Consider the following 26,118-nt stretch of genomic DNA (forward strand, 5'->3'; position numbering starts at 1 on the left):
GAAGAATGTTGTTCCAAGGAAAAAGGGGAAAAACCCTGTTCTATTCGTTTGATTCGTTCACGGTCAAATAGCGAATAATTCTATCCATGAAAAAGTGGATTATGAATGTTTGTAAGGTCAAGTAATGGCAGACGAGAGTGGATTAGAGCGGACCGAAGAGGCCTCACCCCAGCGGCTTGAAAAAGCACGCGAGGAAGGTGATGTCGCGCGCTCACGAGAGCTTTCTACCTGCTTGGTCTTGCTTGCTGCTGGTGGTGGTCTATACGGCCTTGGCGGGGTCTTGAATCGGTCGCTTGAAAAGACTATGGTTGACGGCTTAAGTTTCGAGCGCGGTATGGCATATGATCCGGCTCTTTTAGGCTCGAAAATCCTGTCGATGCTGATTGACGTAACGATCGCATTCTCTCCAATTGCATTGCTTTTTCTGATTGCTGCGATCGGTTCGCCGCTGCTGATTGGCGGTTGGTTGTTTAGTATGAAGGCGATTCAACCAAAGTTTGAACGCCTCAATCCCATTACCGGCATTGGCAACATTATTTCAGCGCGTGCTGGGGTGGAGTTGATCAAAGCGATTCTTAAAACGATCTTGGTTGGAGCGATCGCTTGGGTGGTGGTTAATCGCCAGAAGGAAACTATTTTCGGCCTCGTCTTGGAGTCTTTCGATCGTGGTCCTAGTCATTTGGCAAACATGTTAGGTTTTTCGTTTCTGGCGATCGTTGCCGGTCTGGTTGTGATCGCTGCGATCGATGCACCTTATCAGATGTGGGCGTATGCAGAGAAACTGAAAATGACCCGTCAAGAGGTTATTCAAGAATCAAAAGAAGCCAATGGTAATCCGCAGATCAAAGCGAAAATTCGTGCCCAACAACGTGAAATGGCTCGGCGTCGAATGATGGCAGAAATTCCTAAAGCTGACGTGATTGTGACCAACCCGACGCATTTTGCTGTGGCGCTGAAATACACCGAAGGTAATGGCGCACCAAGAGTGGTAGCGAAAGGCGCCGATGCACTTGCAGCGAAAATCCGTGAACTCGCCTCTGAGCATAAAGTACCAATTTTAGAAGCGCCGCCGCTGGCCCGTGCACTCTATGCACACACCGAGTTGGGTGACCAAATTCCAGAAACACTGTACGCTGCAGTAGCGGAAATTCTCGCTTATGTATTCCAATTGCGTTCATATCTGAAGCATGGCGGCACCCGTCCAACAGAGCCTAAAGACATCGACGTTCCCAAAGAACTCGACCCCAATAATAAATTGAATGAGGTGGCACCATGAAGTGGTCAAACATCGCAGCGTGGATGAGCGGCCCCGCGTCTAAAGCCCTGGCTGCGCCAATCTTGATCATCATGATGTTGACGATGATGATCTTGCCGTTGCCACCAATGGTTTTGGACATTTTCTTTAGTTTTAATATTGCACTCTCCATCATCGTTCTTTTGACGAGCCTATACACGGTGAAGCCTTTGGATTTTATGGTCTTCCCGACTGTTCTTTTGGTCAGCACAATGTTGCGCTTGTCTCTGAATGTGGCATCAACACGCGTGGTCTTGACCGAGGGCCATACAGGACCAGATGCGGCAGGAAAAGTGATCGAAGCTTTTGGACACTTTTTGATCGGCGGGAACTACACGGTCGGTATTGTCGTATTCGTGATTTTAACGATCATTAACTTTACCGTTGTCACCAAAGGTGCAGGTCGGATCGCGGAGGTTGGCGCTCGTTTTGCATTGGATGCGATGCCTGGCAAGCAGATGGCAATTGATGCTGACTTGAATGCCGGCTTGATCGCTGAACAAGAGGCACGTCGCCGTCGTACAGAGGTGGCACAAGAAGCTGAATTTTATGGCGCGATGGACGGTGCGAGTAAGTATGTGAAAGGTGACGCTGTCGCTGGCATTATGGTGACTTTAATCAATATCGTTGGTGGATTAATCGTTGGCATGGTGCAGCATGATTTGGACTTCTCGAATGCGTCCAAAATCTACGCCTTGCTCGCCATCGGCGATGGATTGGTCGCGCAGATTCCATCATTGATTATCTCTACTGCGGCGGGTATCGTCGTCTCTCGTGTAGCGAGTGAACAAGACATTGGTAATCAGTTTGTCAGCCAATTATTTGCCAAGCCCCAAGTGATGTATATCACCGCAGGTATCATTGGTGGACTGGGTATTATTCCAGGAATGCCACACTTTGCATTCTTATTGCTAGCCTCAACTTTGGCCGGTGCTGCTTACACTATGGCGAAACGTAAGGCAGAAGCGCCAGTTGCCGAAGCTAAGCCTGAGCAATCGGTTGCGCCACCCGAAATGGAAGAAGCGACTTGGCAAGATATTTTACCCGTGGATACACTTGGTCTTGAGGTCGGTTATCGCTTGATCCCTTTAGTCGATAAAACTCAAGGTGGCGAGCTCTTGCGCAGGATTAAGGGGATACGCAAGAAGTTTGCGCAGGAAATTGGGTTCCTATCCCCCCCAGTGCATATTCGCGATAATTTGGAGCTCAAACCTTCTGCATACCGCATCAGCCTCAAAGGGGTCGAAATTGGCGCCGGTGAAGCGAACATGGGGCAGTATTTGGCGATCGATCCAGGCATGGTTTCTGGAACCGTACCCGGCGTTCCTACGACTGATCCCGCCTTTGGTTTGCCAGCAGTGTGGATCGATGCATCAACTCGAGAACTCGCTCAGTCGATGGGGTATACCGTAGTCGATGCGGGCACGGTCGTAGCGACGCATTTGAACCATTTGATTACGTCCAATGCAGCTGGATTGTTGGGGCGCTACGAGGTACAGCAATTACTCGATCAACTGGGTAAAGATTCTCCAAAACTCATTGAGGATCTCACGCCGAGATTGCTGTCTTTGTCCGTCATTCAGAAGGTCTTGCAAAATCTCTTGATCGAAGGTGTTCATATTCGTGATATGCGCACCATTATCGAAACCTTGGCCGAATTTGCTAACCAAACGCAAGATCCGACCGAACTCACAGGGCAGGTCAGGATTGCTCTCGGTCGCGCCATCGTGCAGCAGATCTTCCCAACCGGCAGTGAGCTTCCTGTCATGACTCTCGATGCCAAATTAGAGCGTTTATTGCTCCAAACCCTGCAAGGTGGCGTCGATGGAATGGCAATGGAGCCTGGACTTGCGGATACGATTGCAGCACAGACAGAAGCTGCCGCACAACATCAACAACAGCTCGGCTTAACTCCAGTGTTACTGGTGCCTGGGCCATTGCGCGTGCTTCTATCGCGATTCCTGCGCCGCACACTGCCACATGTCAAAGTCTTATCGCACTCTGAATTACCAGAAAATAAAACGATCCGGGTCACTAGCCTGGTAGGAGGTCAATCATGAACGTACGCAAATTTTCTGCACCAACTTCGCGTGAAGCACTTCGCAAGGTCCGTGATGCACTTGGACCTGATGCGGTCATTGTCTCCAATCGCAATGTGAATGGCCAAGTTGAGATTGTCGCGATGGACGACTCAACATTGGAATCGATTGCTCCAGTATCGATTGCACCAGCGATGCCGAAAAATGAGCGCCAGCCGGAGAAATCACTGCGCTTCTCGCCGCCAACTGCTCCGACGGAGATGGATAAAGCGGTACGCAAAGGGATCTTCGCAGCTTCATCTGGCCTTGAAGATGATGTGAATGCGAATGCAAGCTTAGGGGCGCAAGAAGTGGCTGTAATGATGAATGAGATTCGCTCCATGCGCAGTATTCTTGAACATAAAATCACCGAGCTATCGTGGGCAAATATCCAACAACGCGAACCAGTGAAGGCAGAATTGATGCGTGAAATGTTGTCCGCTGGTTTTGGTGCGGGTCTGGCAAGGCAGTTGATCGAAAAGATGCCAAATCAAGAAAATCCACAAACCGGACTTGATTGGATTAAGTCAGTACTCGCGCACAATTTAAGCACCATCGGCAACGAGAACGAGATTTTGGAGAAGGGCGGTGTATATGCTTTGGTGGGCCCGACTGGAGTTGGGAAAACTACCACCACAGCGAAGCTCGCGGCTCGCTGTGTGATGCGTCATGGTCCCTCCAAACTCGCTTTGATCACCACCGATGGTTATCGTATTGGAGCCTATGAACAGTTGCGAATCTATGGAAAGATTTTGGGCGTCATGGTGCATTCGGTAAAGGATGAATCTGACCTACGTATTGCGTTAGAAGAGTTGAAGAATAAGCACACCGTACTTATCGATACGGTTGGGGTGAGTCAACGTGACAAAATGGTGACGGAGCAGATCGCCATGCTCTCAGGAGGCGGCTTGAATGTGAAAAAACTTTTGTGCCTGAATGCGACTTCGACCGGCGAAACTCTCAGCGAAGTGGTGCGCGCTTATGCAGGTTCGGGTCTTTCCGGATGCATTCTCACAAAGCTGGACGAAGCCGCGACAATCGGTGGAGTTTTGGATATCGCGATTCGACAAAAACTGGGTGTTTATTATGTGGCGAGTGGACAGCGTGTTCCTGAAGACCTACATGTGGCGAACCGCCAGTACTTGATTGATCGCGCATTTAAGCTCAAGCGGGAGACTAATTCCTATCGTTTGCAACTCGATGAATTGGCCCTGAAATTGAACGCATCCAGTTCTTCTGCGGAGGTGCATCTTGCTTAATTTTGATCAAGCAGAAGGCTTGCGTCGGATGCTCGAGACGCCCCAAAAGAGTGTTTTTAGTTTTTTATCTGCATTGCCTGAAAATGAACGAAGTGGCACCGTCATCAATCTTTCGGCGGCCTTAGCTGCACGTGGACAAAGAACCTTGATCGTCGATGCGAAAGTGTCAGCGTATAGCGTGAGTGCATGGTTGAATCTGCGTTCAGACCAAACCTTACTGGATGTGGCTTGTGAGAGACGAACCATGGAGTTCGCCGTAAAAGAGCTTTCCTCTGGACTGTTCGCCACCAAAATTTCGGATCCTCGCCATGATGGCTTTGATCGACATGATTATGCTTATCGTTCTTTAGCCAAGGTTTTCGACATTGCCGCTAGTCGCGCTGATGTGGTACTGGTTGATTGCGATTTAGAGCATCAAGATCGCCATGCTATTGCGGCCTTTGAAGATAGTAAAATCTTGATTCAATTATCTCCTGAACCAGCAAGCATTAAAGCTGCCTACGCGATAATGAAGCGTTTGCAACAAGACACGGGGTTACGTGTCTTTAATATTCTTGTTTCGAATGCAAGTCCAGCGCAGGGTGAGTTGATATTTGCGAATCTCGCGAATACCGCGCAACGATATTTGTCGGTGAGACTTGATTTACTTGGATGCATACCGGAAGATCATCAGGTAAAGTTAGCGATAAATTCAGGAAGATCTGTTGTAGAAGCGTTCCCTTTGTCTAAGGCTTCACATGCGTTTGCTCGCATAACTGATAAACTGTTATTTAGTGCAGGCGACCGCCTACGGTATAACTCAGCGTCTTTAGCGAGTGCGCATTACGAATATTGAACATCTATGTACACAGCAAGTGGCAAGTCAGATAAAAACTCAATTCTCACTGAACATGCACCGTTGGTTAAACGACTTGCATATCAGTTGAAAGCGCGTTTGCCACCAAGCGTTGAGGTTGATGACCTTGTTCAAGCTGGCATGATAGGTTTGCTTGATGCGGTTAATCGTTACGAGGAAACTCATGGTGCCCAATTTGAAACGTATGCAATTCAACGCATACGGGGAGCTATGCTAGATGAACTGAGAAGTAGTGATTGGTTGCCACGTGGTGTGCGTCAGAACATGCGCAAGATCGAAAATGCCATGAATGAATTACAGCAGCGTCTGGGCCGTCCCCCAATGGAGACCGAGGTTGCCAAACACCTCAAGCTTTCTTTAGCGGATTACCAGGAATTGCTTGGCGAGAGTGGTGGTCATCAGTTGTTGTACTACGAAGATTTTCATGATTCAGAAACCAAGGAACACTTCCTTGATCATTTCTGTACCGATGAACGCTCTGGTGATCCTTTACAAGATCTACTACATGGTGATTTTAGAGAGGCAGTCATTTATGCGATCAATAGTCTGCCTGAGCGAGAAAAACTGTTGATGGGTCTCTATTACGAACAAGAGTTGAATCTGAAAGAGATCGGAGCCGTGATGGGTGTCTCTGAATCTCGTGTATCACAATTACATAGTCAAGCTGTGGCGCGCCTACGCGCCTCATTGAGGGAGCGCGCGTGGACCGGGCTAGCATAATTGGTTTTATTCTTGTTCTCGTTGGGATTCTCGCGGGACAAGTGCTGGAAGGGGGGCATATCGCTTCGCTTCTGCAACCGGCCGCCTTTACCATCGTGGTGGTCAGTACGATTGGCGCGGTACTGATACAAAGCCGTTTGCCTGTTTTTGTTCGAGGCGTAAAGATGCTACGTTGGATCGCATTTATGCCAGAGGATAAAAGTAGGAAAAATGTCCAAGACGCGATGGTGTGGAGTGTCGTAGCTCGCCGTGAGGGTTTTCTCAGCCTTGAACGCTATATCGATTCAGCGAAAGATCCTTTTATCGAAAAAGGGTTGAAACTTGTTATTGATGGGGTTGATCCCGATCGATTGAAAGAAATCCTTGATGTGGACATTTCGTTCTATGAGATGGAACAGCGGCAAGCCATAAAGATCTGGGACGCTGCAGGTGGTTATTCTCCGACTATAGGAATTCTTGGCGCAGTGCTCGGTCTGATTCATGTAATGGAAAATTTAAGTGACCCCAATAAGCTTGGTAGCGGTATTGCGGTCGCCTTTGTCGCAACAATTTATGGTGTGGGTCTCGCAAACCTCTTGTTTTTGCCAGTGGCAAATAAACTCAAAGAAATTGTGAGCCGTGAAGTCGTTCGACGTGAGATGTTGGCGGATATTTTTTACAGTATCGCGCAAGGGGATAGCCCGCGAATTGTAGAGGAACGTTTGTCAAATCATCGCAAGTAAGCTCGTTCAAATCTAAAGATAATCATGGCACGAAAAAAGTATATTGAAGAGCCTGACAACCATGAACGCTGGTTGGTCTCTTATGCTGATTTCATGACTTTGTTATTTGCGTTTTTTGTCGTGATGTATGCCATTTCCTCTTTGAATGTCGGTAAATACAAAGTCCTCTCTAACTCTTTAAATGGGGCGTTTGGCACAGCACTGGTGACCTCAGGTGTTATCCCAGATCCTAAGCTCAATCAAACAAACATACTTGAGCCGATTCCCAATATCCGACCTAAGCCAGCAGAGCCATTGCGCAAGGAACGTGAACGCATGACTGGCGTGGCGAAGGATATTCTTACAGTTCTTGAGCCTCTGGTGCGCGAGGGAAAAGTGCGCGTCACCCAAACCAGTCGTGGTGTGGCGATTGAGATCAATGCAAGTTTGTTGTTTGCTCAAGGAGATGCACGATTGAACACTGAATCAATTCAAGCACTGAAAGCCATTGCTGAGGTCCTTAAGAGCGATACGCATGCGATCCAAGTCGAAGGTTTTACTGACAATTTACCGATTAAGAATTCGAATTTTCCGTCAAATTGGGAGCTCTCCGCGGTTCGTGCAAGTACTGTCGCGAGATTGTTTATGGAGAATGGCGTCGATGAGAGTCGGATGACTGCAGTCGGGCAGGGACCTAAAACGCCAGTGAGTTCCAACGATACGCCCGAAGGTCGTGCCCGCAATCGGCGTGTAACGATTACGATTTTATCGCTTTTGCCAGAAACTCCTGTGGAAGTTCCTGTTTCCAATCCCAATAAAACCAATTAAATGACGCTTTTTATTGTGCAGGAATAAGCTCGCAAAGGACGAGCTGATTGTGCTATTGCTTACTCAGTCGCTTCAGGTTTGATGATTGCTTTTTGTGGCGATGCCACTACCGCAAAGTTAGAAGACTAGAAACGATTCATCCAGCGATAAAGCTTCGACCGCTAGAGTTCGTGGTTTTTGACTGACCATCTGCACCGTAGACTGCGGCATTCTGGTCGGTTTGTTGAAGGATATTAAGTGCCGTTTGGTTCTTGACCATCTGACGATTGATGAGGAGACCGTTGACTCTGTTGCTTTCTTTCGCTTGCGCTGAGAGTTCTAACAACTGCTTCCACGATTCATGTATGGACTGTTCATGACTCGATGTAGCCAAGAACGCTTTCATCCCTTCAGCGTCAATCGCAAATCCGAGTTGGCTCAAGAGCTGATTTTTTTGTTTTTCAATAACCAAAATATCGCTAAGAACGAGGTTTTTCTCGCCAATAATTTGTTCCAATTTGTCGGCCTGATTATCTGAAAGAATTTGCTCTTCTCTCTGCAGTACCGAAACGAAAGAGTTCATCAACTCGACCTCTTTCGTCAACAACTTCGCAATTTCTTGGAATTGAACACCGCTCATGTGGGTTGTCGTCTCGCGTTAAGTAGGTCTTTTACGGTTTCCAGCAAGCCATCGGCAACCTTTTCAGCATCAACCTGAAAACGCCCTTCTGAAATCGCCAGTTTGATTTCTTCAACCTTCTTCGCCTCGAACACTGGCCCACTGGCTTGGGTATTTTGCAGTGCTTGGAGTTGAACTGAAAGAGGAGAAATCTGAACGTTGTGCGAAGGTGTCGTCGCCACTTTCGCATTGTCCCCAGCTTTGTCCGCGCGCGGCGCGGCGGGCGGGCTGTTTGGCAGCCCCTGGGTCGAATTGAGTGAGTCATTGATTTTCACGGCGATACCTCTAAGGTTGGATTTACATACATCTACATCTGCAGTAACGGCTAGGTATTTTTAAACTTTAACGGTATTTGCAGAATTTCGATATAAGGCTCCAGGAATTTAGTTTTGTATTTCGATTATTGCACCAAGTTTAGCAATACCGCTAATTACTTGTCCATTGTTTGTTTTCGCTTTTGCAATTTGTCCTTCGTTCGCGGTCGTCAGTGCTGTGGCTTCAGTCGACACGCTAAAACCTTGACCATGACTGATCACTTTCACCGTCTGACCTTGCTGTATTGCTAATGGAGCTTTGAGCATATCGGACCGTAAGACGACCCCAGAAGAATAATTTCCTTGTACAGTTTTGCTCTGGATTTCTTCGCGTCGCAATACTGCGTTGGCCGGTAAGGCATCGAGTTCACCATCAACTTTAATGAGATCTGCTTCAGATATTGCATGGCCGTGCTTTAGTTGATTGGCAAGCATGTAGTAATTGCCGCGTACACTGACTGACACCGGTAAAAAAATCTGCCAATTAGCGGAGCCGGTGCAACGCACACCAACGTTAATTTTTCCCCACACTTTGCTACTTGACGGTAAGAATGCACTAATCGAATCACAGGCTTTGAGCTTTAGACGTGGATCAATTGGAGCAAACTGAACTTGTTTCAACTCACCAATTTGTTTGATCGACTTTTCCAAGAACGCTTGGGCCACTTTTTGTACTTCCGCCATGTCCTGCTGTTGTGCACAAGTTATTGAACTTAGCTGGCAAGTGAAGCAGATCAAACCCAATTGTAAGTAGTGCCTTAAACGCATTTTGGATCGCCACTTTCCTATGTTTTTTTGCAAAAAAGTCGTTTGTCTGAACAGCATTTTAGCAAGTGCAGCTCACCTCAATCGTGTGAATAGATGGGTCTTTGTAGGTTTTCTTTGCGCTTCAACTTGACTCATCGCTCGCTACACTTCAACTATCAAAAAAGTAGTGATGCTTGGCTTGGATTAGTGGATTGAGGGAGTGCGAGATGACAAAGTTAGATGACTATTTGCGTTTTCATGAAACCGCTCTTTCAGTAAGAGGGCAGAGACAGCAATTGTTGGCGTCGAATATCGCCAATGCGGACACGCCCAATTATAAAGCCCGAGATGTTGATTTTAATGCGGCGATGAACTTGGCGCTTCAAAAAACGGCTAACCCAGGTGTGATGGCGAAATCCGATCAAGCTCACATGAATACCAAAGGCACGGTGGCGGGCGTGGTGCCAGGCTATCGCACTGAGTCGCAAGGGAATGTCGATGGCAATACGGTAGATATGGATGTTGAGCGTAATGCGTTCACCGACAACGCGCTTCGTTACGAGGCAAGCTTGACGATGATCAATATGCAGATTAAGGGCATCTTGGCAGCCATTCAACCTTGAAATCGAACTAAGGCTATTTTGTTTTAGTAGGAGTTTTTATGTCCCTCTTTAAAATTTTTGATGTGTCTGGGTCAGCCATGAGTGCGCAGTCGCAGCGCTTAAATGTGGTTGCAAGTAATTTAGCCAATGCTGATAGCGTGACTAGTTCGAACGGACAAGTCTACAAGGCTAAGCAAGTGGTGTTTATGGCCCAGCAGGGGAATGACGCGAGTGCGACTAGCGTCAAAGTTAAGGAAGTGGTGGAGGACCCGAATCCGCCGAAATTGATGTTTGATCCCAAGCATCCTTTGGCAGACGAAAAGGGCTACGTCGCTATGCCTAACGTCAATGTGGTCGAAGAGATGGTGAATATGATTTCTGCATCGCGTTCATATCAAACTAATGTGGAAACCATGAATGCTGCGAAAACAATGCTTTTGAAAACGCTGAGCCTCGGTCAATAGCATTACTTTAGGAGAAGCCAATGAGCACGATTAATACGCAGACCGTCGATCCGGCATTGCTTGCGACAATGAACCCTAGTTCGACTACCAAGTCGACGGCACAAGCCGCGCAAGATCGGTTTATGACCTTGTTGGTGACGCAGATGAAAAATCAGGATCCTTTGAATCCTCTCGACAATGCGCAAGTCACTAGCCAGTTGGCACAGTTGTCGACTGTCACTGGGATCGATAAATTGAATGACACGATGTCTGCTATGAGCGCGAATTATCAGAGCAGCCAAGGTTTGCAAGCAGCGAGCATGATAGGCCACGGCGTGGTGGTGCCAGGAACGAATGTCGAGTTAAAAGATGGTAAGTCTATTTTGGGTTTCGACTTGCCCCAAGCGGCTGATAATGTGACGGTTCAAATCAAGGATTCGGCGGGCTCGTTGATTCGCACTTTGACTGCCAACACGATGACGGCGGGCATGAACACGATTAGTTGGGACGGCAAGAATGATTCCGGAAAGTTGATGGGGAATGGCAACTATCAATTCTCGGTGAGTGCAGCAGCAGCTGACAAAAAGTTGGATGTGACTAATCTCAGTTTTGGAATGGTTTCAAGTGTTAGTTTTGGAAAGCAAGGTGCACAACTCACGGTTTCAAATATCGGAGACTTTGCTCTTGGAGATGTGCGCCAAGTTTTTTAAAATTTTGGCGTCGAACGTGTTTACTGATGTTTCAGATCAGATGTAAGTCAGAGGAGAAAAATCATGGGTTTTCAACAAGGTCTTAGTGGTTTAAATGCAGCCTCTAAATCGCTCGACGTAATCGGAAATAATATTTCGAATGCGAATACAGTGGGCTTTAAGATGGCGCAAGCGCAATTTGCAGACGTATTCGCAAATTCTTTGAGTGGCGCAGGTACCAGTGGCGTTGGTATTGGTACCAAGGTGCAAACGGTTCAACAACTTTTTACCCAAGGGAATATTAGTTCCACCAACAATCCTTTGGATATCGCAATTAATGGCGCCGGCTTCTTCCGAATGTCCACCAATGGTGCGATTACGTATAGCCGAAACGGGCAGTTTTCTCTCGATAAGAACGGTAATATTGTCAACGCTCAAGGTGCGAATCTGACGGGGTATTTGGCAGATACAAACGGCGTGTTAGCAACTGGAGCTGCGGTTCCTTTGACGATTAACACTTCCGACATCGCGCCGAAGGAAACTGATACGGTTAACGCGCTGTTGAATTTGGATTCACGTTCATTGGTTCCTGGAACTCAAGTCCCAGTTGCAATACCGCCGGTGATCATTCCGGTCGCCTTTTCTTTGACCGATCCACTCTCCTATAACAATGCAACTTCGGTTGCCGTGTTTGATAGTTTGGGCAACTCTCACGTTTTACAGACCTTCTTTGTGCGGGTTGACTCTGCTACCCGTCCGCTTCCGCCAGCTCCATCCACTGTCACGTCTCAATGGGATGTATTTTCCGCGGTTGATGGTGTGTTGATTGCAGGTACGGCTGGTGGTACAGCTCCAGCGAATGCAGTTGCCACCATCGGTTTTGATAATCTCGGTAAGCTTGTTGATGTAACACCCGCGTTCGCTGCAACCGATCCTAGAGCATTCGCTGTTGCTGTGCCTGTTTCATCTGGTGCGGTCACTCCAATTTCGACACCGACGATCAAATACGACCTGACTGGTACGACTCAATACGGGGCCGCGTTCAGTGTGAATGCGATTAAACAAGACGGCTACACTTCCGGTAAGTTATCGAAGTTTAATACCTCCAAAGATGGCACCATCGTAGGGAGCTACACCAATGGTAAGACGGCGGTCTTAGGTCAAATTGTCATGGCAAACTTTGTGAATTCAAATGGTTTGCAATCATTAGGTGACAATCAATGGACGGAGACAGCAACGTCGGGACCTGCTTTGGTTGCCCCGCCGGGATCGGGTAGTTTGGGGGTGCTCACCTCAAACGCAACGGAAGATTCGAATACGGATTTGACCGGTGAATTGGTCAATATGATCACCGCACAACGTGTTTATCAAGCGAACGCGCAGACGATTAAGACTCAGGATCAGATTTTGCAGACACTGGTGAACTTGCGTTAATAAGGGAGGTGGCGAGATATGGATAGGCTGATTTATACCGCCATGACTGGCGCGAAGCATTTGCTGGAGCAGCAGACTACTACATCACATAATCTCGCCAACGCCACCACGAATGGGTTCAAGGCACAGCTTGATTCATTTCGCGCTGTGCCGGTCATTAGCGAGGGATTACCAACCCGTGCCTTCGTGGTCGATGCCACCGTAGGAACCGATTTCTCCGCTGGAGGTATTCAACAAACTGGTCGAGATCTCGATTTGGCGATACAGGGGAAGGGTTGGTTAGTTGTGCAAGGCGAGGATGGCGTCGAGAAAATGACTCGTCATGGCAGTATGAAGATCAACGAAAACGGCGTGCTGCAAACCCAAAACGGATTACAAGTCGTTGGAGAAGGTGGGCCTATCACGATTCCCCCTGAAATGACTATCGCAATCGCGAAAGATGGAACCGTGTCGGCGATTCCAATGGGCAGTCGACCCAATGCAGTCCAAGTGATTGGCCGCTTGAAATTAGTGAATCCGCCTGAGAACAATATTGTCCGTGGTGACGATGGTTTGTTCAAGACCAAGGATGGGGTGATTCCGGATGCAGATCCCGCTGTCAATGTCATCAATGGAGCGCTCGAATTGAGTAACGTGAATGTGGCAGAGGCAATGGTTAATATGATTAATCTTGCTAGACAGTTCGAGATGCAAATGAAGTTGCTGACAAATGCAGAGAATAACGAGACAAAAGCAAGTCAGATCTTGACTTTGAGTTGAGTTTGATTGGTGCACAATGAAGCATCAGAACTTACGAATTGCTGAGAGAAGGAAATTACCATGATACGTTCACTATGGGTTGCGAAGACGGGCCTCGACGCACAACAAACACAGATGGATGTGATTACGAATAACCTCGCCAATGTCAGTACGAATGGTTTCAAACGTTCGCGGGCAGTGTTTGAAGATTTGCTCTATCAAACCGTACGTCAACCAGGTGCGCAAAGCTCGCAGCAGACTCAATTACCCTCAGGTTTGCAATTAGGTGTTGGGGTTCGTCCAGTCGCTACTGAACGGATTTTTACCCAAGGCAATCTCCAGCAAACAGGAAATAATAAAGATGTGGCGATTAATGGCCAGGGTTTTTTCCAGGTATTGCTGCCAGATGGGACAACTGCTTATACCCGCGATGGCTCCTTGCAAGTCGATAACCAGGGGCAGTTAGTGACATCCAGTGGTTTCGTCATCCAGCCAGCAATTACGATTCCTGCGAATGCTCAAAGCATCACGGTGGGGCGTGACGGCACGGTGTCGGTGACGCAGCCAGGATCTGTCGCACCAGTGCAAGTTGGTTCGATTCAATTGGCGACATTTATCAATCCGGCCGGCTTGCAAGCGTTGGGTGAAAATCTTTATGTAGAGACTGCTGCTTCCGGTAATCCGGGCACGAATGCTCCAGGAACCAATGGGGCTGGGCTATTGGTGCAAGGGATGGTGGAGACGTCGAATGTCAATGTTGCAGAGGAATTGGTCAGCATGATTCAAACGCAGCGTGCTTATGAAATCAACAGTAAGGCGATTAATACCAGCGATCAAATGCTACAACGCTTATCGCAAATTTGATGGTAGTTTCAATCGTAAGGTCGGCAGTTGTATAAGAAAGTGGTGGCACACCATGAAGACCATGAAAACTTTGAAGAAAATTCTTTTAGCCTCATTAGTTGTCACGTTATCGGCCTGTGCAGTGACGCCGACACCCATTGTGCATCAGACTGGAATGGTACGAAGCCAAAGTGCTAAGAACCAGAAAGAAGCCAATGGCGCAATTTTTCAAGCGGCTTCTTATCGTCCTTTGTTCGAAGATTACAAGGCGCGTATGGTGGGCGATGTCTTAACCATTGCTATTAGTGAGAATACTTCTGCAGCAAAGGCCGCGGCTTCCTCCAACAGCAAAACCGGTGGCGCAAATTTCTCGGCGCCGACGATTTTTGGCATTCCTTCGACCACCACCGCCAAGGCCTCAATTTCAACTTCCGCGTCCAGTAAGTTTGATGAAAAGGGCGCCGAAACTTCAAGCAATACGTTCACAGGCACGATTGCAGTCACCGTTGTCGACGTTCTTCCCAATGGTAATTTGTTAGTGAGCGGTGAAAAACAAATCGCGTTCAATAAAGGAGCGGAGTTTGTGCGTTTTTCCGGTGTGGTTAATCCGCAAACGATTACTGCCGCAAACACCGTATCCTCTACTCAAGTTTCGGATGCGCGATTCGAATATCGATCTACGTCTCATGTCGATTTCGCTGAAGCCAATTCTTTGCTGACGCGATTCTTCCTTAGCTTCTTACCGTTCTGATGTTGATTGAGAGGCTCTTATGAAAACCTATTTGAAGTTAGTGTTGCGCAATACCCAAAAAAATGCCACGAAGTTTGTGACGGGTATGATTGCGGCCGTTTCGGTATTGGTGATGATGCCAGTGCACGCTGAGCGGATTAAGGATCTCGCTGGTGTGCAAGGTGTACGTCAAAATCAATTGATGGGATACGGTCTCGTGGTGGGGCTTGATGGAAGCGGTGATCAAACCACGCAAACACCTTTTACTGTACAAAGCATTATTAGCATGATGCAGCAGATGGGCGTAACGACGCCAGTCGGTACCAGCTTGCAATTGAAAAATGTCGCTGCGGTGATGGTGACAACGTCTCTTCCACCATTTTCTCAGCCTGGACAGATGCTCGATGTGACGGTTTCGTCTATGGGAAATGCGAAGAGCTTGCGTGGCGGCACATTGTTAATGACACCGCTCAAGGGTGCCGACAATCAAATTTATGCGATGGCGCAAGGCAATGTGCTGGTCGGAGGGGTAGGTGCTTCGGCTAATGGAAGTAAGGCACAGGTGAATCATTTGAGTGTTGGTCGAATTTCAGGAGGGGCAACCGTTGAACGCGCTGTGCCAACGACACTTGGTCAAGGAAATGTTATTCAACTCGAGTTAAACAACAGTGACTTCTCGACCGCTAGCTTGGTCGTTGAGGCGATTAACAAAAAATTCGGAGAAAACACTGCGGCAGCGATGGATGGAAGGGTGATTCAGGTAAAAGCGCCTATCCCGAACGACCAACGCGTTGCCTTTTTGGGCGCGTTAGAGAACCTCGAAGTGACCCCCGCAAAAATGGCGGCCAAGGTCATTCTTAATGCACGTACTGGTTCAATCGTGATGAATCAAGCAGTCAGTCTGGAGAATTGCGCTGTCGCTCATGGCAATTTGTCGGTCGTGGTGAACACCGAAAATTCGGTGAGTCAACCCAATGCCTTAAGCGACGGTCAAACGACAACGACGGGTAACTCCAATATCCAAATCACGAAAGAAGGCGGACAACTTCTTATGTTGAAGGCGGGAGCTTCACTGGCGGATGTGGTGAAAGCCTTAAATTCCATCGGAGCCACACCACAGGACTTGCTCGCCATTTTGCAAGCGATGAAAGCCTCCGGTGCCTTGCGCGCTGATTTAGAAATCATATGAGGTAAGGTATGCTAGGCAAACTGACCATTTCTGAAAACGCTGCATTCGACACCAAATCACTGGAGGGATTGCGTCGCAGTTCGCGGGATAATTCTCCCGAATCGATAAAGGCTGCAGCAACTCAGTTTGAAGCCCTATTTGTTAATATGATGTTGAAGTCGATGCGTCAGGCAAGTGGCCAAGATGGGATGTTCGACAGCGAACAGAACAAGATGTACACATCGATGTTGGATCAACAGCTTTCTCAAAAGATTGCGAGTCGCGGCTTAGGTTTGGCCGATGTGATGGTGCGACAAATGACCAACAACGCAGTCGCAGAGGTCGTGCAAGGCGACGCCTCGGCTCCTCAGCTAGGTGGGTTATCAGGAATTGACCAATATTTGCATCAACAGAAATTAAGTATCCGCGCCGCGAATCTGTTGGAAAATACCAAGCCCATCGTAAGTAACTCCAACTTGAAACACGTGCAAGCTTTTACGGAAAAGTTTGCGTCCGAAGCGCAAATCGCGAGCGCTGAAACCGGGATTCCTGCTAAGTTCATGTTGGGGCAGGCAGCACTTGAAAGCGGCTGGGGAAGAAAGGAAATCAAAACGATTGACGGTTCAACTAGTCATAATGTGTTTGGAATAAAAGCTGGCGCGAATTGGAAGGGTAAGACTGTTGAAGCCGTGACAACTGAGTACATTAACGGCGTGCCACAACAACGCGTTGAGAAATTCCGTGCTTACGATAGCTATAGTGATGCCTTCAAAGATTACGCAAAGCTTATTACCAATAATCCTCGATATCAAAAAGTCATGGAAAGCGCCGATGACCCAAGTCGTTTCGCGCATGCTCTGCAAAAAGCCGGATACGCGACCGATCCGTTTTATGCTCAAAAACTCAATACTCTCATTCGCCATTCCTTTAGCTGATCTCGTCGATTCTTTTCGATTTAATAACTTAATTAAAGTTTCGGCGCATTGTCCCGATAATAGGCTAACGACTGCCGTAGATAGTTGAACGCAAAGATAGGATCATCATGGGTACCAGTATTTTAGGAATTGGGCAAAGTGCGCTGGCTGCAGCCCAGTTAGGGATTGCAACGACGGGGCATAACATCGCCAATGCAAACACCCCCGGATATAACCGACAAATCCTATTGCAGAGTGCCGCAGCCGCTCAAAATGATGGCGGTAGTTTTATCGGACAAGGCACCAAGGTCGGGGAAGTTCGACGGATCTACAATGAGTTTGTCAACCAACAAGTTAATGCGACCCAAGCGGCGCAAAATTATTCTGCAGCCTACTTGGGGCAGGTTCAGCGCATCAATAATTTAGTTGCTGATCAAACTGCCGGTATTTCGCCAAGTTTGCAGGAATTCTTTAGCGCGATGCAAAATTTGGCATCGACCCCAAATGGAACGGCGGGCGCTGCTGCGCGTCAAGCAGTATTGTCGATGGGCTCAGCATTGACGACACGTATTGGTAATTTGGGTGATCAACTAGATCAAGTATCTGAAGAGGTTAACAGTCGCATCACGCAAGCAGTTTCGGAAATTAATGGCATCGCCAAAGAGATATCGGATCTCAACGATTCGATCGAGACCGCTGAGAGCATATCCGGTGGGGCGACTCCGAACGATCTTTTAGATCAGCGTGACTACGCGGTGACTCAACTAAGCAAGTTGGTCAACGTTTCCGTGGTAGAGCAAAGCGGCAAATTCAATATCTTTATCGGAACAGGACAGCCACTCGTCTTGGGAAGCAAAGTGAGTGTGTTGCAAGCGACTCCAGCGCTAACAGATTCCAGTCGGATGCAGGTTTCATACGAAAACAATGGCCGTCTCATTCAATTAAATGAGCAAAGTATCTCTGGAGGGACTTTGGGCGGTATTTTCGCTTTTCGTACCAATTCGCTTGACACTGCACGCAATTCGATTGGTCGACTTGCGGTTGCAATTGCAACGGAATTTAATGACCAACATAAGTTGGGGCAAGACCTAAATGGACAAATCGGAACGGACTTTTTTGCTGTGGCTGGTCCGGTGTCAACCCCAAGCAGTGCGAATACGGGAACGGCGAATATTGCGGCCACGTTTGCCGATGTCGGCGCGCTCACCTTGAGCGACTATCGTGTGCAATATTTGGCTGGAACGGTACCGAATCCAAATTACTTCAAGATTACGCGAGTTAGTGATGGCACGGTTCAGACATCGAACAGCCTTCCTGCGGTTGTGGATGGAATTACCTTTAATCTACAGTCAACTACCGTGTTGCCCGCGGTGAATGATGAATACTTGGTAAAACCAACCGCGGGAGCGGCAGCAACTTTGCGTGTAGCCATTACTGATGTTGCAAAAATCGCGGCGGGTGTTCCATTATCCACGACAACTCCCAGCACGAATTTGGGCACGGGTAAAATCACAGCAGGCACGATTGACAGCCCAGTTGCTTCCAAAAGCAATTCTTTAACGGCGACTATCGGTGCCGTGACAGTAGCGGACTCATATACCACTAACACGCTTGCTTCGCCGTTGACTCTAACCTTTGCGACGGGGCCGAATGCCTTGGCTGGTTTCCCTATTGGTGCTTTGGTTTCAGTGACAAGCGGTGGTGTCACTTCGAACTATGAAGTGGCAGCAGCTGCTGCGCCCGCAGCTAATCCACCTCAAGTGGTTAATGTTCCTTACACCAGTGGTGCGACGATCACATATTCGGGAATGTGTTTTGCGATCAAAGATAATCCAACAGCACCAAGTGCGGGTGAGACCTTCACGCTCGCAAAGTCTACGCCGATTACAGCAACCACTTTGACTTTTAATTCCGGAACCAATTCTTTTTCTGGCTTCCCAGCCAATGCAAACGTCACTGTCAAAAATGGTAACACCGTGACCTCTTATGTAGCGGGATCATCGATTCCTTATGTGGAAGGCGCTACAGTAAGCTTTAACGGTACTAGCTTCGTCATGTCGGGGATTTACAAAAACGGCGATGTCATCAATATTTCGAATAATGCTTCCGGAACGGGTGATAATCGAAACGCTGTGCTGTTAGCAGGCCTACAGACAAAAAATACGATGTCTTCTGGGAGTACTAGTTTTCAAGGAGCCTATGGCCAATTTGTGAGTTTGATTGGTAATAAGACCCATGAGCTCGAAGTCACCAATACGGCAGAAACAAAGCTTCTCGATCAGGCAGTGCAGGCACAGCAGTCAGAATCTGGCGTCAATCTCGACGAAGAAGCAGCCAATTTGCTTCGTTATCAACAAGCATATCAAGCCGCTGGAAAGTTAATGCAAATCGCAAGTCAATTGTTTGACGCTCTCTTGGCTTTAGGTCGCTGATAGGTGAAATTATGCGAATTAGTACATCAACGATTTTTCAAACAGGCGGCGGTCGGATCAGTGACTTGCAATCCGCGTTAAACCGCACTCAGCAACAGATCGCAGCGGGACGTCGCATCCTGACCCCATCGGATGATCCAATTGGTTCAGCGAGAGCCTTGGTCATTACCCAGGCTGATGCGGTTAATGATCAGTTCGCAATCAACCGAAAGAGTGCGACCAATACGCTCAGCATTGCTGAGAGCCGCCTTGGGGATGTATCAAGTACACTCAGTAATGTGAAGTCCCTGTTAATCAGTGCGGGCAGCGGTATTCTGACAGATCAGGAACGCACTTATATTGCAAATGAATTGCAAGGAAATCTTGATCAACTGTTTGGTCTGGCAAATTCAACGGATGGAACGGAAGCTTATTTATTCTCAGGCTTTTCTTCGACCGTTGCGCCATACACTAAAACCCAAGGTGGAGCGGCTTACAATGGCGATCAGGGAGCGCGCGCGATTCAAGTCGACACCTCACGTCAAATCCCTATCAGCGATGTTGGTGAAGCGATTTTTGGAAACATCCGTACGTCCCCTAATCAGTTCAATGTAGTCCCGAATCCATTAAATGCTGGTACTCCCACTTTCTCAGCAGCGATTAATGTGCCGACCAGTGCGAACTTGACCGGAAATAACTATGAGGTGGTTTTTGATAACACGGGATTGAATTTTACCGTTCAGAACACAACAACAAATACCACTGTCGTACCTTCCACTGCATATGTGAGCCCAGCCACCGTAACAGTGGATGGGATAGATATTTCTATTACGACCGCACCGGGCGCAAATGGTGCTCCGGGCCCAGGCGATAAATTTGTTATCCAGCCCGGCAATCAGAATATTTTTGAAACCATTACGGACGCAATCAACGCGCTGAAGACACCCGCCTCGACGGTGCAAGGCAAGGCCGATTTGGGATGGCGATTGCAACAGGCAAACAGCAATGTCGATAAGTCGTTGTCGAACGTCCTGATTGCTCGTACGAATTTCGGTACAAGCTTGAAAGAGCTAGAACAATTGGATGCAGGGGGGGAGGGCTTGGGCTTAGTTTACAAGCAAGAACTTTCTGAAATTCAAGACCTCGATTATGCAAAGGCAATAACAGAACTCAACCAAAACCAAGTTGTTTTGCAAGCCGCACAGCAATCATTCATTAAGGCGACCTCATTGTCCCTGTTTAACTTTATGAATTAATGCTGGCTATTTGCAGTGACATAAAAATGATAAAGGGGCGCTTGTTGCGCCCCTTTATCATTGATCCTAAACTAACTGAGTGAACCCCAAAAAAGCCTTAATTAAAATTTAGGCTAAATTTAAACTAAATAACTCTCGTCATTTTTTCGGCAACGTAGGTTTTTTGCTCGATCGGTTGTGGAGATAGTTTCACGATCGCAAATGAGATATTGTCGCCATGTGAATTGGCACGCTCACGCGCCTTGCGAATCATTAGCTCTGAGGCCTGGCGCGGTGTGCTAGCACCAACCGCGACCGAAAGCTCAGAATCGCTAAAGTAGTGCCATAAACCATCGGAGCAGAGCAGAAAAGAGTCTCCAGCCACCAAGTCTCGTTTTTCCCCAAAACTGACATATGGAATTGCATTCTTTGAACCGAGTACGTTGACCAATACATTCGACATTTTGTGGTTTTTGGCTTCTTCCGGAGTGATCATGCCTTCGTCCACTAAACGTTCGACGTAAGAGTGATCCTTGGTTCTTTCCGCGAAATTTGGCCCTGAAAAGCGATAAAGTCGTGAATCGCCAACATGCGCCCAAACTGCCTTCTGTGGAGAAATGACCAAGGCCGCGAACGTACTATGTGGTTCTTTTTCAGAGGAGACTGCTGATAATTTAATGACTGTGTGCGCCTCTTGAACAATTGCTTCGAGCATTGCATTAATGTCATTTCCAGGGAAAAACTCATCAAACAGCATTTTCGCTGAACGAATCACTTGTTCGGCTGCAATCGCGCCGCCGCTCTTTCCACCCATACCATCGGCCACCACGGCCATCATGTGTCCCGGTGCATTTGGAGCGGCGAAAAGCGCTACTCGGTCTTGTTGTTCTTTGCGGTCGCCGATGTGTTGGGCTGTGCCCGCTTCGATCTTATATTGGCTCATACGTCAGGGTAGATTACACTAGTAACTATTTCCAAGTTAGACAAGAATTCACCTTATTTTACTCGTTCTGAAAGATTATGGATCATACAAATCAAATTAGAATGCGCATTTGCGAACTAGAGTTGGAACATCGCGACCTTGATACCGTAATCGAGACCTTAACAAAAGATCCAAATCATGATGAGCTGCAACTACGTCGCCTTAAAAAGCGCAAGCTTCAGTTGAAGGATTATATTGCCCTTTTAAAAATGCAACTGTCCCCCGATATCCCAGCTTAATCTATTGATTTCTCTTGGTGCCTAGTAGATCTATCTAATAACCGGCACCAAGGTGCAAGAAGCTTAGGCTTCGATCTGAACTTTTCATAGTGTTTTTATTTTGACTGATTTATCAAACGAAGCAAGCATTTCCAGTCCACATGAGGCTCAACTTGAGCAAATATTTGGCGAATCAGGACTGTTAAGCACGTCGATCGCAGGATATCGCCCGCGTGCGGCTCAGATTGAGATGGCTAAATCGATTTTGCAAGCCATTGAGCAGCAATCGACCCTGTTGGCAGAAGCGGGGACTGGAACTGGTAAGACTTATGCGTACTTGATTCCGGCTCTATTGTGGGGCGGCAAAACCATCGTATCTACCGGTACAAAGAATCTGCAAGATCAGCTTTATTTGCGGGACATTCCAACGATTAAGAAGGTGCTTAAGGCTCCAGTATCGGTCGCCTTGTTGAAGGGGCGCGCAAACTACGTCTGTCATTTTCATTTAGAGCGTACTTTACAGAACGGACGCCTCACTACACGCGAAGATGTTGGCTACTTGCGCGATATTTCTCGTTTCATCAAGACGACTAGCAGTGGTGATAAGTCAGAGCTCGCAAGGGTGCCAGAAGGTGCCTCGATATGGAGTCTAGTGACTTCAACCAAAGATACTTGCATGGGCTCGGAATGTCAGTATTACCAAGATTGTTTTGTGATGAAGGCGCGCAAGGAAGCGCAGCAGGCTGATGTGGTGGTGGTCAATCATCATTTATTCTTCGCCGATTTGGCCTTGAAAGATACCGGTATCGCTGAGTTGCTGCCTTCGGCAAATACGGTTATTTTCGACGAGGCACATCAGTTGCCAGAGACTGCGACCTTGTTTTTCGGGGATAGTATTTCGACTTCGCAGATCTTGGAACTTTGCCGCGACAGTCTCGCAGAGGGATTATCGCATGCGCGGGATGGAGCGGAATGGGCTGCTATCGTCGCACCAGTGGAACGCGCTGCGCGGGATTTGCGTTTGGCGTTCGCGCAAGATTCGATTCGCATGTCCTTGGCGCAAATTGCGCCATCGAGTGAGTTTTTTCCCCATTTAGAAACTCTAAAGGAAAAGTTAGACGACCTTATTTCTGTGTTGGAAAAACAAGCTGAGCGCGCAGAAACAATAGAGCAGTGCCGCGTGCGTGCCATCGACCTATTGACGAAGTTGGAGGATTGGCGCGAGTTTCCTGCTGATTCAAAAGAAGCAAAAGGGCGTCCTGAATGTGTGTTGTGGGTAGAAGCCTATTCAAGTTCCTTGCAACTGCATAAGACGCCGTTGTCGATCGCTCCAATTTTCAATAAACAGCGTGAAGGCGTGCCGCGTGCATGGATTTTTGCGTCTGCGACCATGGCCGTCAAAAATGACTTTAGTCATTACGTCTCTCAGATGGGATTGTGGGACCAGCCAGCCAAAACATGGCCAAGTCCATTTAATTATCAAGAGCAGGGTCTCTTGTACGTGCCCGAGAGTATGCCGCAACCCAATAGTTGGGGGTATACCGAGGCCGTGGTTGATGCGGCGTTGCCCCTGATTGAAGCGGCCGGTGGTCGTACTTTTCTCCTCTGCACGACCAACAAGGCGGTCAAACAGTGTGCTGAGAAATTACGATCAGAATTTGAAAAACGTGGACTGGTCTTCCCCTTATTTGTGCAAGGCGATGCGGGTCGAACTGAACTCTTGGATCGATTTAGGATAGCGGGTAATGGTGTTTTGATTGGTAGTCAGAGTTTTTGGGAAGGTGTGGATGTGCGTGGTGAAGCCTTGTCCTTAGTAGTGATTGATAAGCTGCCGTTCGCGCCTCCCGATGATCCTGTTCTAGCCGCGCGGATTGAAGCGATGGAAAAGAAGGGATTGAATGGTTTCGTTCATCATCAATTGCCAGAAGCAATCATCAATTTGAAACAAGGGGCTGGGCGTTTAATTCGTGACGAGACAGATCGTGGGGTATTGATGATTTGCGACCCTCGCTTGATTAGTAAGCCTTACGGACGTCGGATTTGGCAGAGCTTGCCTCCCTTCGCGCGAACACGTGAACTCGCGGTGGCGGTGCGTTTTTTTGAGAAAGACGTGCCGATTTAATGCATTTCTCAATCGGACTTTTTTGTGTGGGAGACATGAACGTGATTGAAAACGATAAGCAAAGAATAGTGGATGAAGCGATTATTAGTCGTCGTTCTATACGTGCGTTTTTGCCTACTCAAGTTGAGCGGGGTGATGTCGAGGAAATTTTGCGGGTGGCTGCTAGAGCGCCATCGGGAACCAATACTCAACCTTGGAAGGTTTATGTTGTAAGTGGTGACAGCAAAACGCAATTGGAACAAAAAATATTGGCCGCGCATAATGATCCTGAGGTCGCACGCAGTCACACTGAAGAGTATAACTACTATCCCACCGAGTGGCGCTCACCATATATCGATCGGCGTCGCAAAGTTGGTTGGGATCTTTATGCCTTATTGGGCTTAGGGCGAGAGAACAAGCAGGGCATGCATGCCCAACATGGTCGCAATTACCAGTTTTTTGATGCGCCTGTAGGCTTTATCTTCACGATTGATCGTGTCATGCAACAAGGCTCCTGGTTGGACTATGGGATGTTCTTGCAGAACATCATGATTACCGCTCGTGGGCGCGGTTTGGATACCTGCCCACAGGCAGCCTTTACTCAATATCATAAAATTATCAGCGAACATCTGGCGATTCCTGCTGACCAAATGGTCGTTTGCGGAATGGCGCTTGGTTATGCCGACGAAAGTAAGATTGAGAACACCTTGAAAACTGAGCGCGCTAAGGTGGACGAGTTTGCTCGGTTCTTCGATTAAAAAGGCGATACACTAAGTCTTCGAAATCTCATCACCGCGATGCTATTGACGGAGTGCTTAATGGCGTTTGATAAGAAAAATTCTTGCCGTTTGGAAATCCTTTGATATGATGTTTCATATTTACGAATGTTTTGTGTGAAGAATCTGCGCTAAGTATTTAATTTTCTTGCGAATTGTCACAAATTTGTTAAACTTCTTTCCGCTAGGAATTTTTGTTTGAAGGAGGTATGAATGCTTGCAACTCAATGGATGTCTAAGCTCAGGCTTATGTTTTCTCGTCCCGCTAAGGCCACATTATTCGCAACGCTTCTTGCTGCACCCCTCATGACTCTTGGTTTGGCAGATCAAGCGACCGCTGCCACACATAAAAAACACGCTAGCAAGACCAGTTCTGGCAAAGCAAGCGCTGGCAAATCTAAACAAGAAAATGCAAAGACTTCGCGCCATACGAAAACGCAACTAGCGAAGGGGAAGGCACCGAAGTCTCAAGCTCGCGGGCGTGCTGTGGTGCGCCATGTGGAGGTGATAGATCGTCCTAGTATCGGAGATAAAGCCGGTCTCAAACATTCAGATGATCCATTGGCTTTAGCGTCGAACGTTGCATATGTTGTCGATCAAGATAGCTCGAAAGTCTTGTTCGAGAAAAATGCTGAAGTATCTTTGCCGATTGCTTCGATCACCAAGTTGATGACTAGCCTCGTCGTCGTCGAAGCCAAGCTAGATCTCAATGAGATGATTGAGATTACCAATGAAGATTTAGACAAAGAGAAGGGTACTGGCTCTCGTTTGCAAGTAGGGGCAAAACTGTCTCGCGCTGATTTGTTGCATATCGCTTTGATGAGCTCAGAAAATCGTGCGGCTTCCGCATTAGGCCGAAATTATCCGGGTGGTTTGCCTGCCTTTGTGAACGCGATGAATGCCAAGGCAAAGCAATTAGGAATGAATGATACCAACTACGTCGATTCAAGCGGATTGTCGAGCAAAAACGTTGCGAGTGCGCGAGACTTGGTAAAGCTGATTAACGCCGCATATCAATATCCTTTGATCCGCGAGTATTCCACCGATTCCAAATATGTGGTGACGCCAAATCCAAATGGCCGCCGTACCTTGGAATATGGGACGACAAATAAATTGGTTGCAGAGCCAGATTGGAATATCGGTTTACAGAAGACAGGATACATCTCTGAGGCTGGACGGTGCTTGGTGATGCAGGCCATTATCGAGGGGCGAAACGTTGTAATGGTATTCCTCGATTCCAAGGGTAAATATTCGCGTTTGGCTGATGCTGGTCGGATCAAGAAATGGATACAAGCAACGATGCATCCGCAAGCGAAACAGTATATGTAGTTGGGGCGCCTTCAAGGTTCATTAAATGCTAAAGCCCTGCGTGGAAACGC

26 protein-coding genes are annotated in these 26,118 nt (G+C 47.7%); 22 read left to right on the forward strand and 4 right to left on the reverse strand.

Annotation, left to right across the window (positions count from 1 at the left end):
• Positions 1-124: 124 nt before the first annotated feature.
• Genes flhB through motD form a run of 7 tightly spaced genes read left to right on the forward strand, consistent with a single transcriptional unit; the run spans position 125 to position 7,736 of the window.
• Complete coding sequence (gene flhB, locus RF679_RS08635) at positions 125-1,276, forward strand: flagellar biosynthesis protein FlhB (RefSeq protein ID WP_309483798.1); 1,152 nt, start codon at positions 125-127, stop codon at positions 1,274-1,276.
• The gene (gene flhA / locus RF679_RS08640; protein WP_309483799.1) at positions 1,273-3,354 is read left to right on the forward strand and encodes a flagellar biosynthesis protein FlhA; all 2,082 of its coding nucleotides are present in this window, start codon (positions 1,273-1,275) and stop codon (positions 3,352-3,354) included. The genes flhB and flhA overlap by 4 nt, the downstream gene beginning before the upstream one ends.
• Positions 3,351-4,631: a flagellar biosynthesis protein FlhF gene (gene flhF, locus RF679_RS08645; protein WP_309483800.1), complete on the forward strand. Its 1,281-nt coding sequence runs from the start codon at positions 3,351-3,353 to the stop codon at positions 4,629-4,631. Before flhA ends, flhF begins: the two co-directional genes overlap by 4 nt.
• Entirely contained in the window at positions 4,624-5,466 is an 843-nt protein-coding gene (locus tag RF679_RS08650) for a MinD/ParA family ATP-binding protein (RefSeq protein ID WP_309483801.1), read from the forward strand. The genes flhF and RF679_RS08650 overlap by 8 nt, the downstream gene beginning before the upstream one ends.
• A gap of 6 nt (positions 5,467-5,472) precedes the next feature.
• Positions 5,473-6,207 carry an RNA polymerase sigma factor FliA gene (locus RF679_RS08655; protein WP_309483802.1) on the forward strand — a complete coding sequence of 245 codons (735 nt, stop codon included), beginning with the start codon at positions 5,473-5,475 and terminating at the stop codon, positions 6,205-6,207.
• A complete protein-coding gene (locus RF679_RS08660; RefSeq protein WP_309483803.1) occupies positions 6,189-6,929 on the forward strand; it encodes a flagellar motor protein in 741 nt (246 codons plus the stop codon). Before RF679_RS08655 ends, RF679_RS08660 begins: the two co-directional genes overlap by 19 nt.
• A 24-nt stretch (positions 6,930-6,953) precedes the next feature.
• On the forward strand, positions 6,954-7,736 hold the full coding sequence (gene motD, locus RF679_RS08665; RefSeq protein WP_309483804.1) for a flagellar motor protein MotD: 783 nt from the start codon (positions 6,954-6,956) through the stop codon (positions 7,734-7,736).
• A gap of 136 nt (positions 7,737-7,872) precedes the next feature.
• Here the strand turns inward: motD and RF679_RS08670 are convergent, their stop codons facing one another.
• From RF679_RS08670 to flgA, 3 genes are all read right to left on the reverse strand, one after another.
• The gene (locus RF679_RS08670) at positions 7,873-8,355 is read right to left on the reverse strand and encodes a flagella synthesis protein FlgN (RefSeq protein ID WP_309483805.1); all 483 of its coding nucleotides are present in this window, start codon (positions 8,353-8,355) and stop codon (positions 7,873-7,875) included.
• Positions 8,352-8,669: a flagellar biosynthesis anti-sigma factor FlgM gene (flgM, locus tag RF679_RS08675; protein WP_309483806.1), complete on the reverse strand. Its 318-nt coding sequence runs from the start codon at positions 8,667-8,669 to the stop codon at positions 8,352-8,354. The genes RF679_RS08670 and flgM overlap by 4 nt, the downstream gene beginning before the upstream one ends.
• Before the next feature lie 108 nt (positions 8,670-8,777).
• A complete protein-coding gene (flgA, locus tag RF679_RS08680; RefSeq protein WP_309483807.1) occupies positions 8,778-9,392 on the reverse strand; it encodes a flagellar basal body P-ring formation chaperone FlgA in 615 nt (204 codons plus the stop codon).
• A 290-nt stretch (positions 9,393-9,682) separates the two neighbouring features.
• Here flgA and flgB point away from each other — a divergent pair, with 290 nt between their 5' ends.
• The 11 genes from flgB to flgL all read left to right on the forward strand — a co-directional run bounded on the left by flgB (position 9,683) and on the right by flgL (position 20,683).
• On the forward strand, positions 9,683-10,078 hold the full coding sequence (gene flgB, locus RF679_RS08685) for a flagellar basal body rod protein FlgB (protein ID WP_309483808.1): 396 nt from the start codon (positions 9,683-9,685) through the stop codon (positions 10,076-10,078).
• 38 nt (positions 10,079-10,116) lie between these two features.
• Positions 10,117-10,521, forward strand: a complete 405-nt coding sequence (flgC, locus tag RF679_RS08690; RefSeq protein WP_309483809.1) for a flagellar basal body rod protein FlgC — start codon at positions 10,117-10,119, stop codon at positions 10,519-10,521.
• Positions 10,522-10,541: 20 nt separating this feature from the next.
• Positions 10,542-11,210, forward strand: a complete 669-nt coding sequence (locus RF679_RS08695; RefSeq protein ID WP_309483810.1) for a flagellar hook assembly protein FlgD — start codon at positions 10,542-10,544, stop codon at positions 11,208-11,210.
• 63 nt (positions 11,211-11,273) lie between these two features.
• Complete coding sequence (gene flgE / locus RF679_RS08700) at positions 11,274-12,623, forward strand: flagellar hook protein FlgE (protein WP_309483811.1); 1,350 nt, start codon at positions 11,274-11,276, stop codon at positions 12,621-12,623.
• An 18-nt stretch (positions 12,624-12,641) separates the two neighbouring features.
• Positions 12,642-13,382 carry a flagellar basal-body rod protein FlgF gene (gene flgF / locus RF679_RS08705; RefSeq protein WP_309483812.1) on the forward strand — a complete coding sequence of 247 codons (741 nt, stop codon included), beginning with the start codon at positions 12,642-12,644 and terminating at the stop codon, positions 13,380-13,382.
• 60 nt (positions 13,383-13,442) lie between these two features.
• A complete protein-coding gene (gene flgG / locus RF679_RS08710; protein WP_309483813.1) occupies positions 13,443-14,225 on the forward strand; it encodes a flagellar basal-body rod protein FlgG in 783 nt (260 codons plus the stop codon).
• A gap of 52 nt (positions 14,226-14,277) precedes the next feature.
• Complete coding sequence (locus RF679_RS08715) at positions 14,278-14,955, forward strand: flagellar basal body L-ring protein FlgH (protein WP_309483814.1); 678 nt, start codon at positions 14,278-14,280, stop codon at positions 14,953-14,955.
• A gap of 85 nt (positions 14,956-15,040) precedes the next feature.
• Positions 15,041-16,123, forward strand: a complete 1,083-nt coding sequence (locus tag RF679_RS08720) for a flagellar basal body P-ring protein FlgI (protein WP_309483994.1) — start codon at positions 15,041-15,043, stop codon at positions 16,121-16,123.
• Between the two features lie 8 nt (positions 16,124-16,131).
• Entirely contained in the window at positions 16,132-17,037 is a 906-nt protein-coding gene (gene flgJ / locus RF679_RS08725; RefSeq protein ID WP_309483815.1) for a flagellar assembly peptidoglycan hydrolase FlgJ, read from the forward strand.
• A gap of 107 nt (positions 17,038-17,144) precedes the next feature.
• The gene (flgK, locus tag RF679_RS08730; RefSeq protein WP_309483816.1) at positions 17,145-19,448 is read left to right on the forward strand and encodes a flagellar hook-associated protein FlgK; all 2,304 of its coding nucleotides are present in this window, start codon (positions 17,145-17,147) and stop codon (positions 19,446-19,448) included.
• Between the two features lie 11 nt (positions 19,449-19,459).
• Positions 19,460-20,683 carry a flagellar hook-associated protein FlgL gene (flgL, locus tag RF679_RS08735; RefSeq protein ID WP_309483817.1) on the forward strand — a complete coding sequence of 408 codons (1,224 nt, stop codon included), beginning with the start codon at positions 19,460-19,462 and terminating at the stop codon, positions 20,681-20,683.
• Between the two features lie 124 nt (positions 20,684-20,807).
• Here flgL and RF679_RS08740 read toward each other — a convergent pair whose 3' ends face one another.
• Positions 20,808-21,605 carry a PP2C family protein-serine/threonine phosphatase gene (locus RF679_RS08740; protein WP_309483818.1) on the reverse strand — a complete coding sequence of 266 codons (798 nt, stop codon included), beginning with the start codon at positions 21,603-21,605 and terminating at the stop codon, positions 20,808-20,810.
• Positions 21,606-21,682: 77 nt separating this feature from the next.
• On the opposite strand from RF679_RS08740, the gene RF679_RS08745 reads away from it, so the two are divergent.
• From RF679_RS08745 to pbpG, 4 genes are all read left to right on the forward strand, one after another.
• Entirely contained in the window at positions 21,683-21,883 is a 201-nt protein-coding gene (locus RF679_RS08745; protein WP_309483819.1) for a YdcH family protein, read from the forward strand.
• 100 nt (positions 21,884-21,983) lie between these two features.
• Complete coding sequence (locus RF679_RS08750; protein ID WP_309483820.1) at positions 21,984-23,984, forward strand: ATP-dependent DNA helicase; 2,001 nt, start codon at positions 21,984-21,986, stop codon at positions 23,982-23,984.
• A 35-nt stretch (positions 23,985-24,019) separates the two neighbouring features.
• Positions 24,020-24,721, forward strand: coding sequence for a nitroreductase (locus tag RF679_RS08755; RefSeq protein ID WP_309483821.1), 702 nt, complete (start codon positions 24,020-24,022; stop codon positions 24,719-24,721).
• A 231-nt stretch (positions 24,722-24,952) separates the two neighbouring features.
• On the forward strand, positions 24,953-26,068 hold the full coding sequence (gene pbpG, locus RF679_RS08760) for a D-alanyl-D-alanine endopeptidase (protein ID WP_309483822.1): 1,116 nt from the start codon (positions 24,953-24,955) through the stop codon (positions 26,066-26,068).
• Positions 26,069-26,118: the final 50 nt, after the last annotated feature.

This window comes from Undibacterium cyanobacteriorum (assembly GCF_031326225.1).
GTDB classification, from domain to species: Bacteria; Pseudomonadota; Gammaproteobacteria; order Burkholderiales; family Burkholderiaceae_D; genus Undibacterium; species Undibacterium cyanobacteriorum.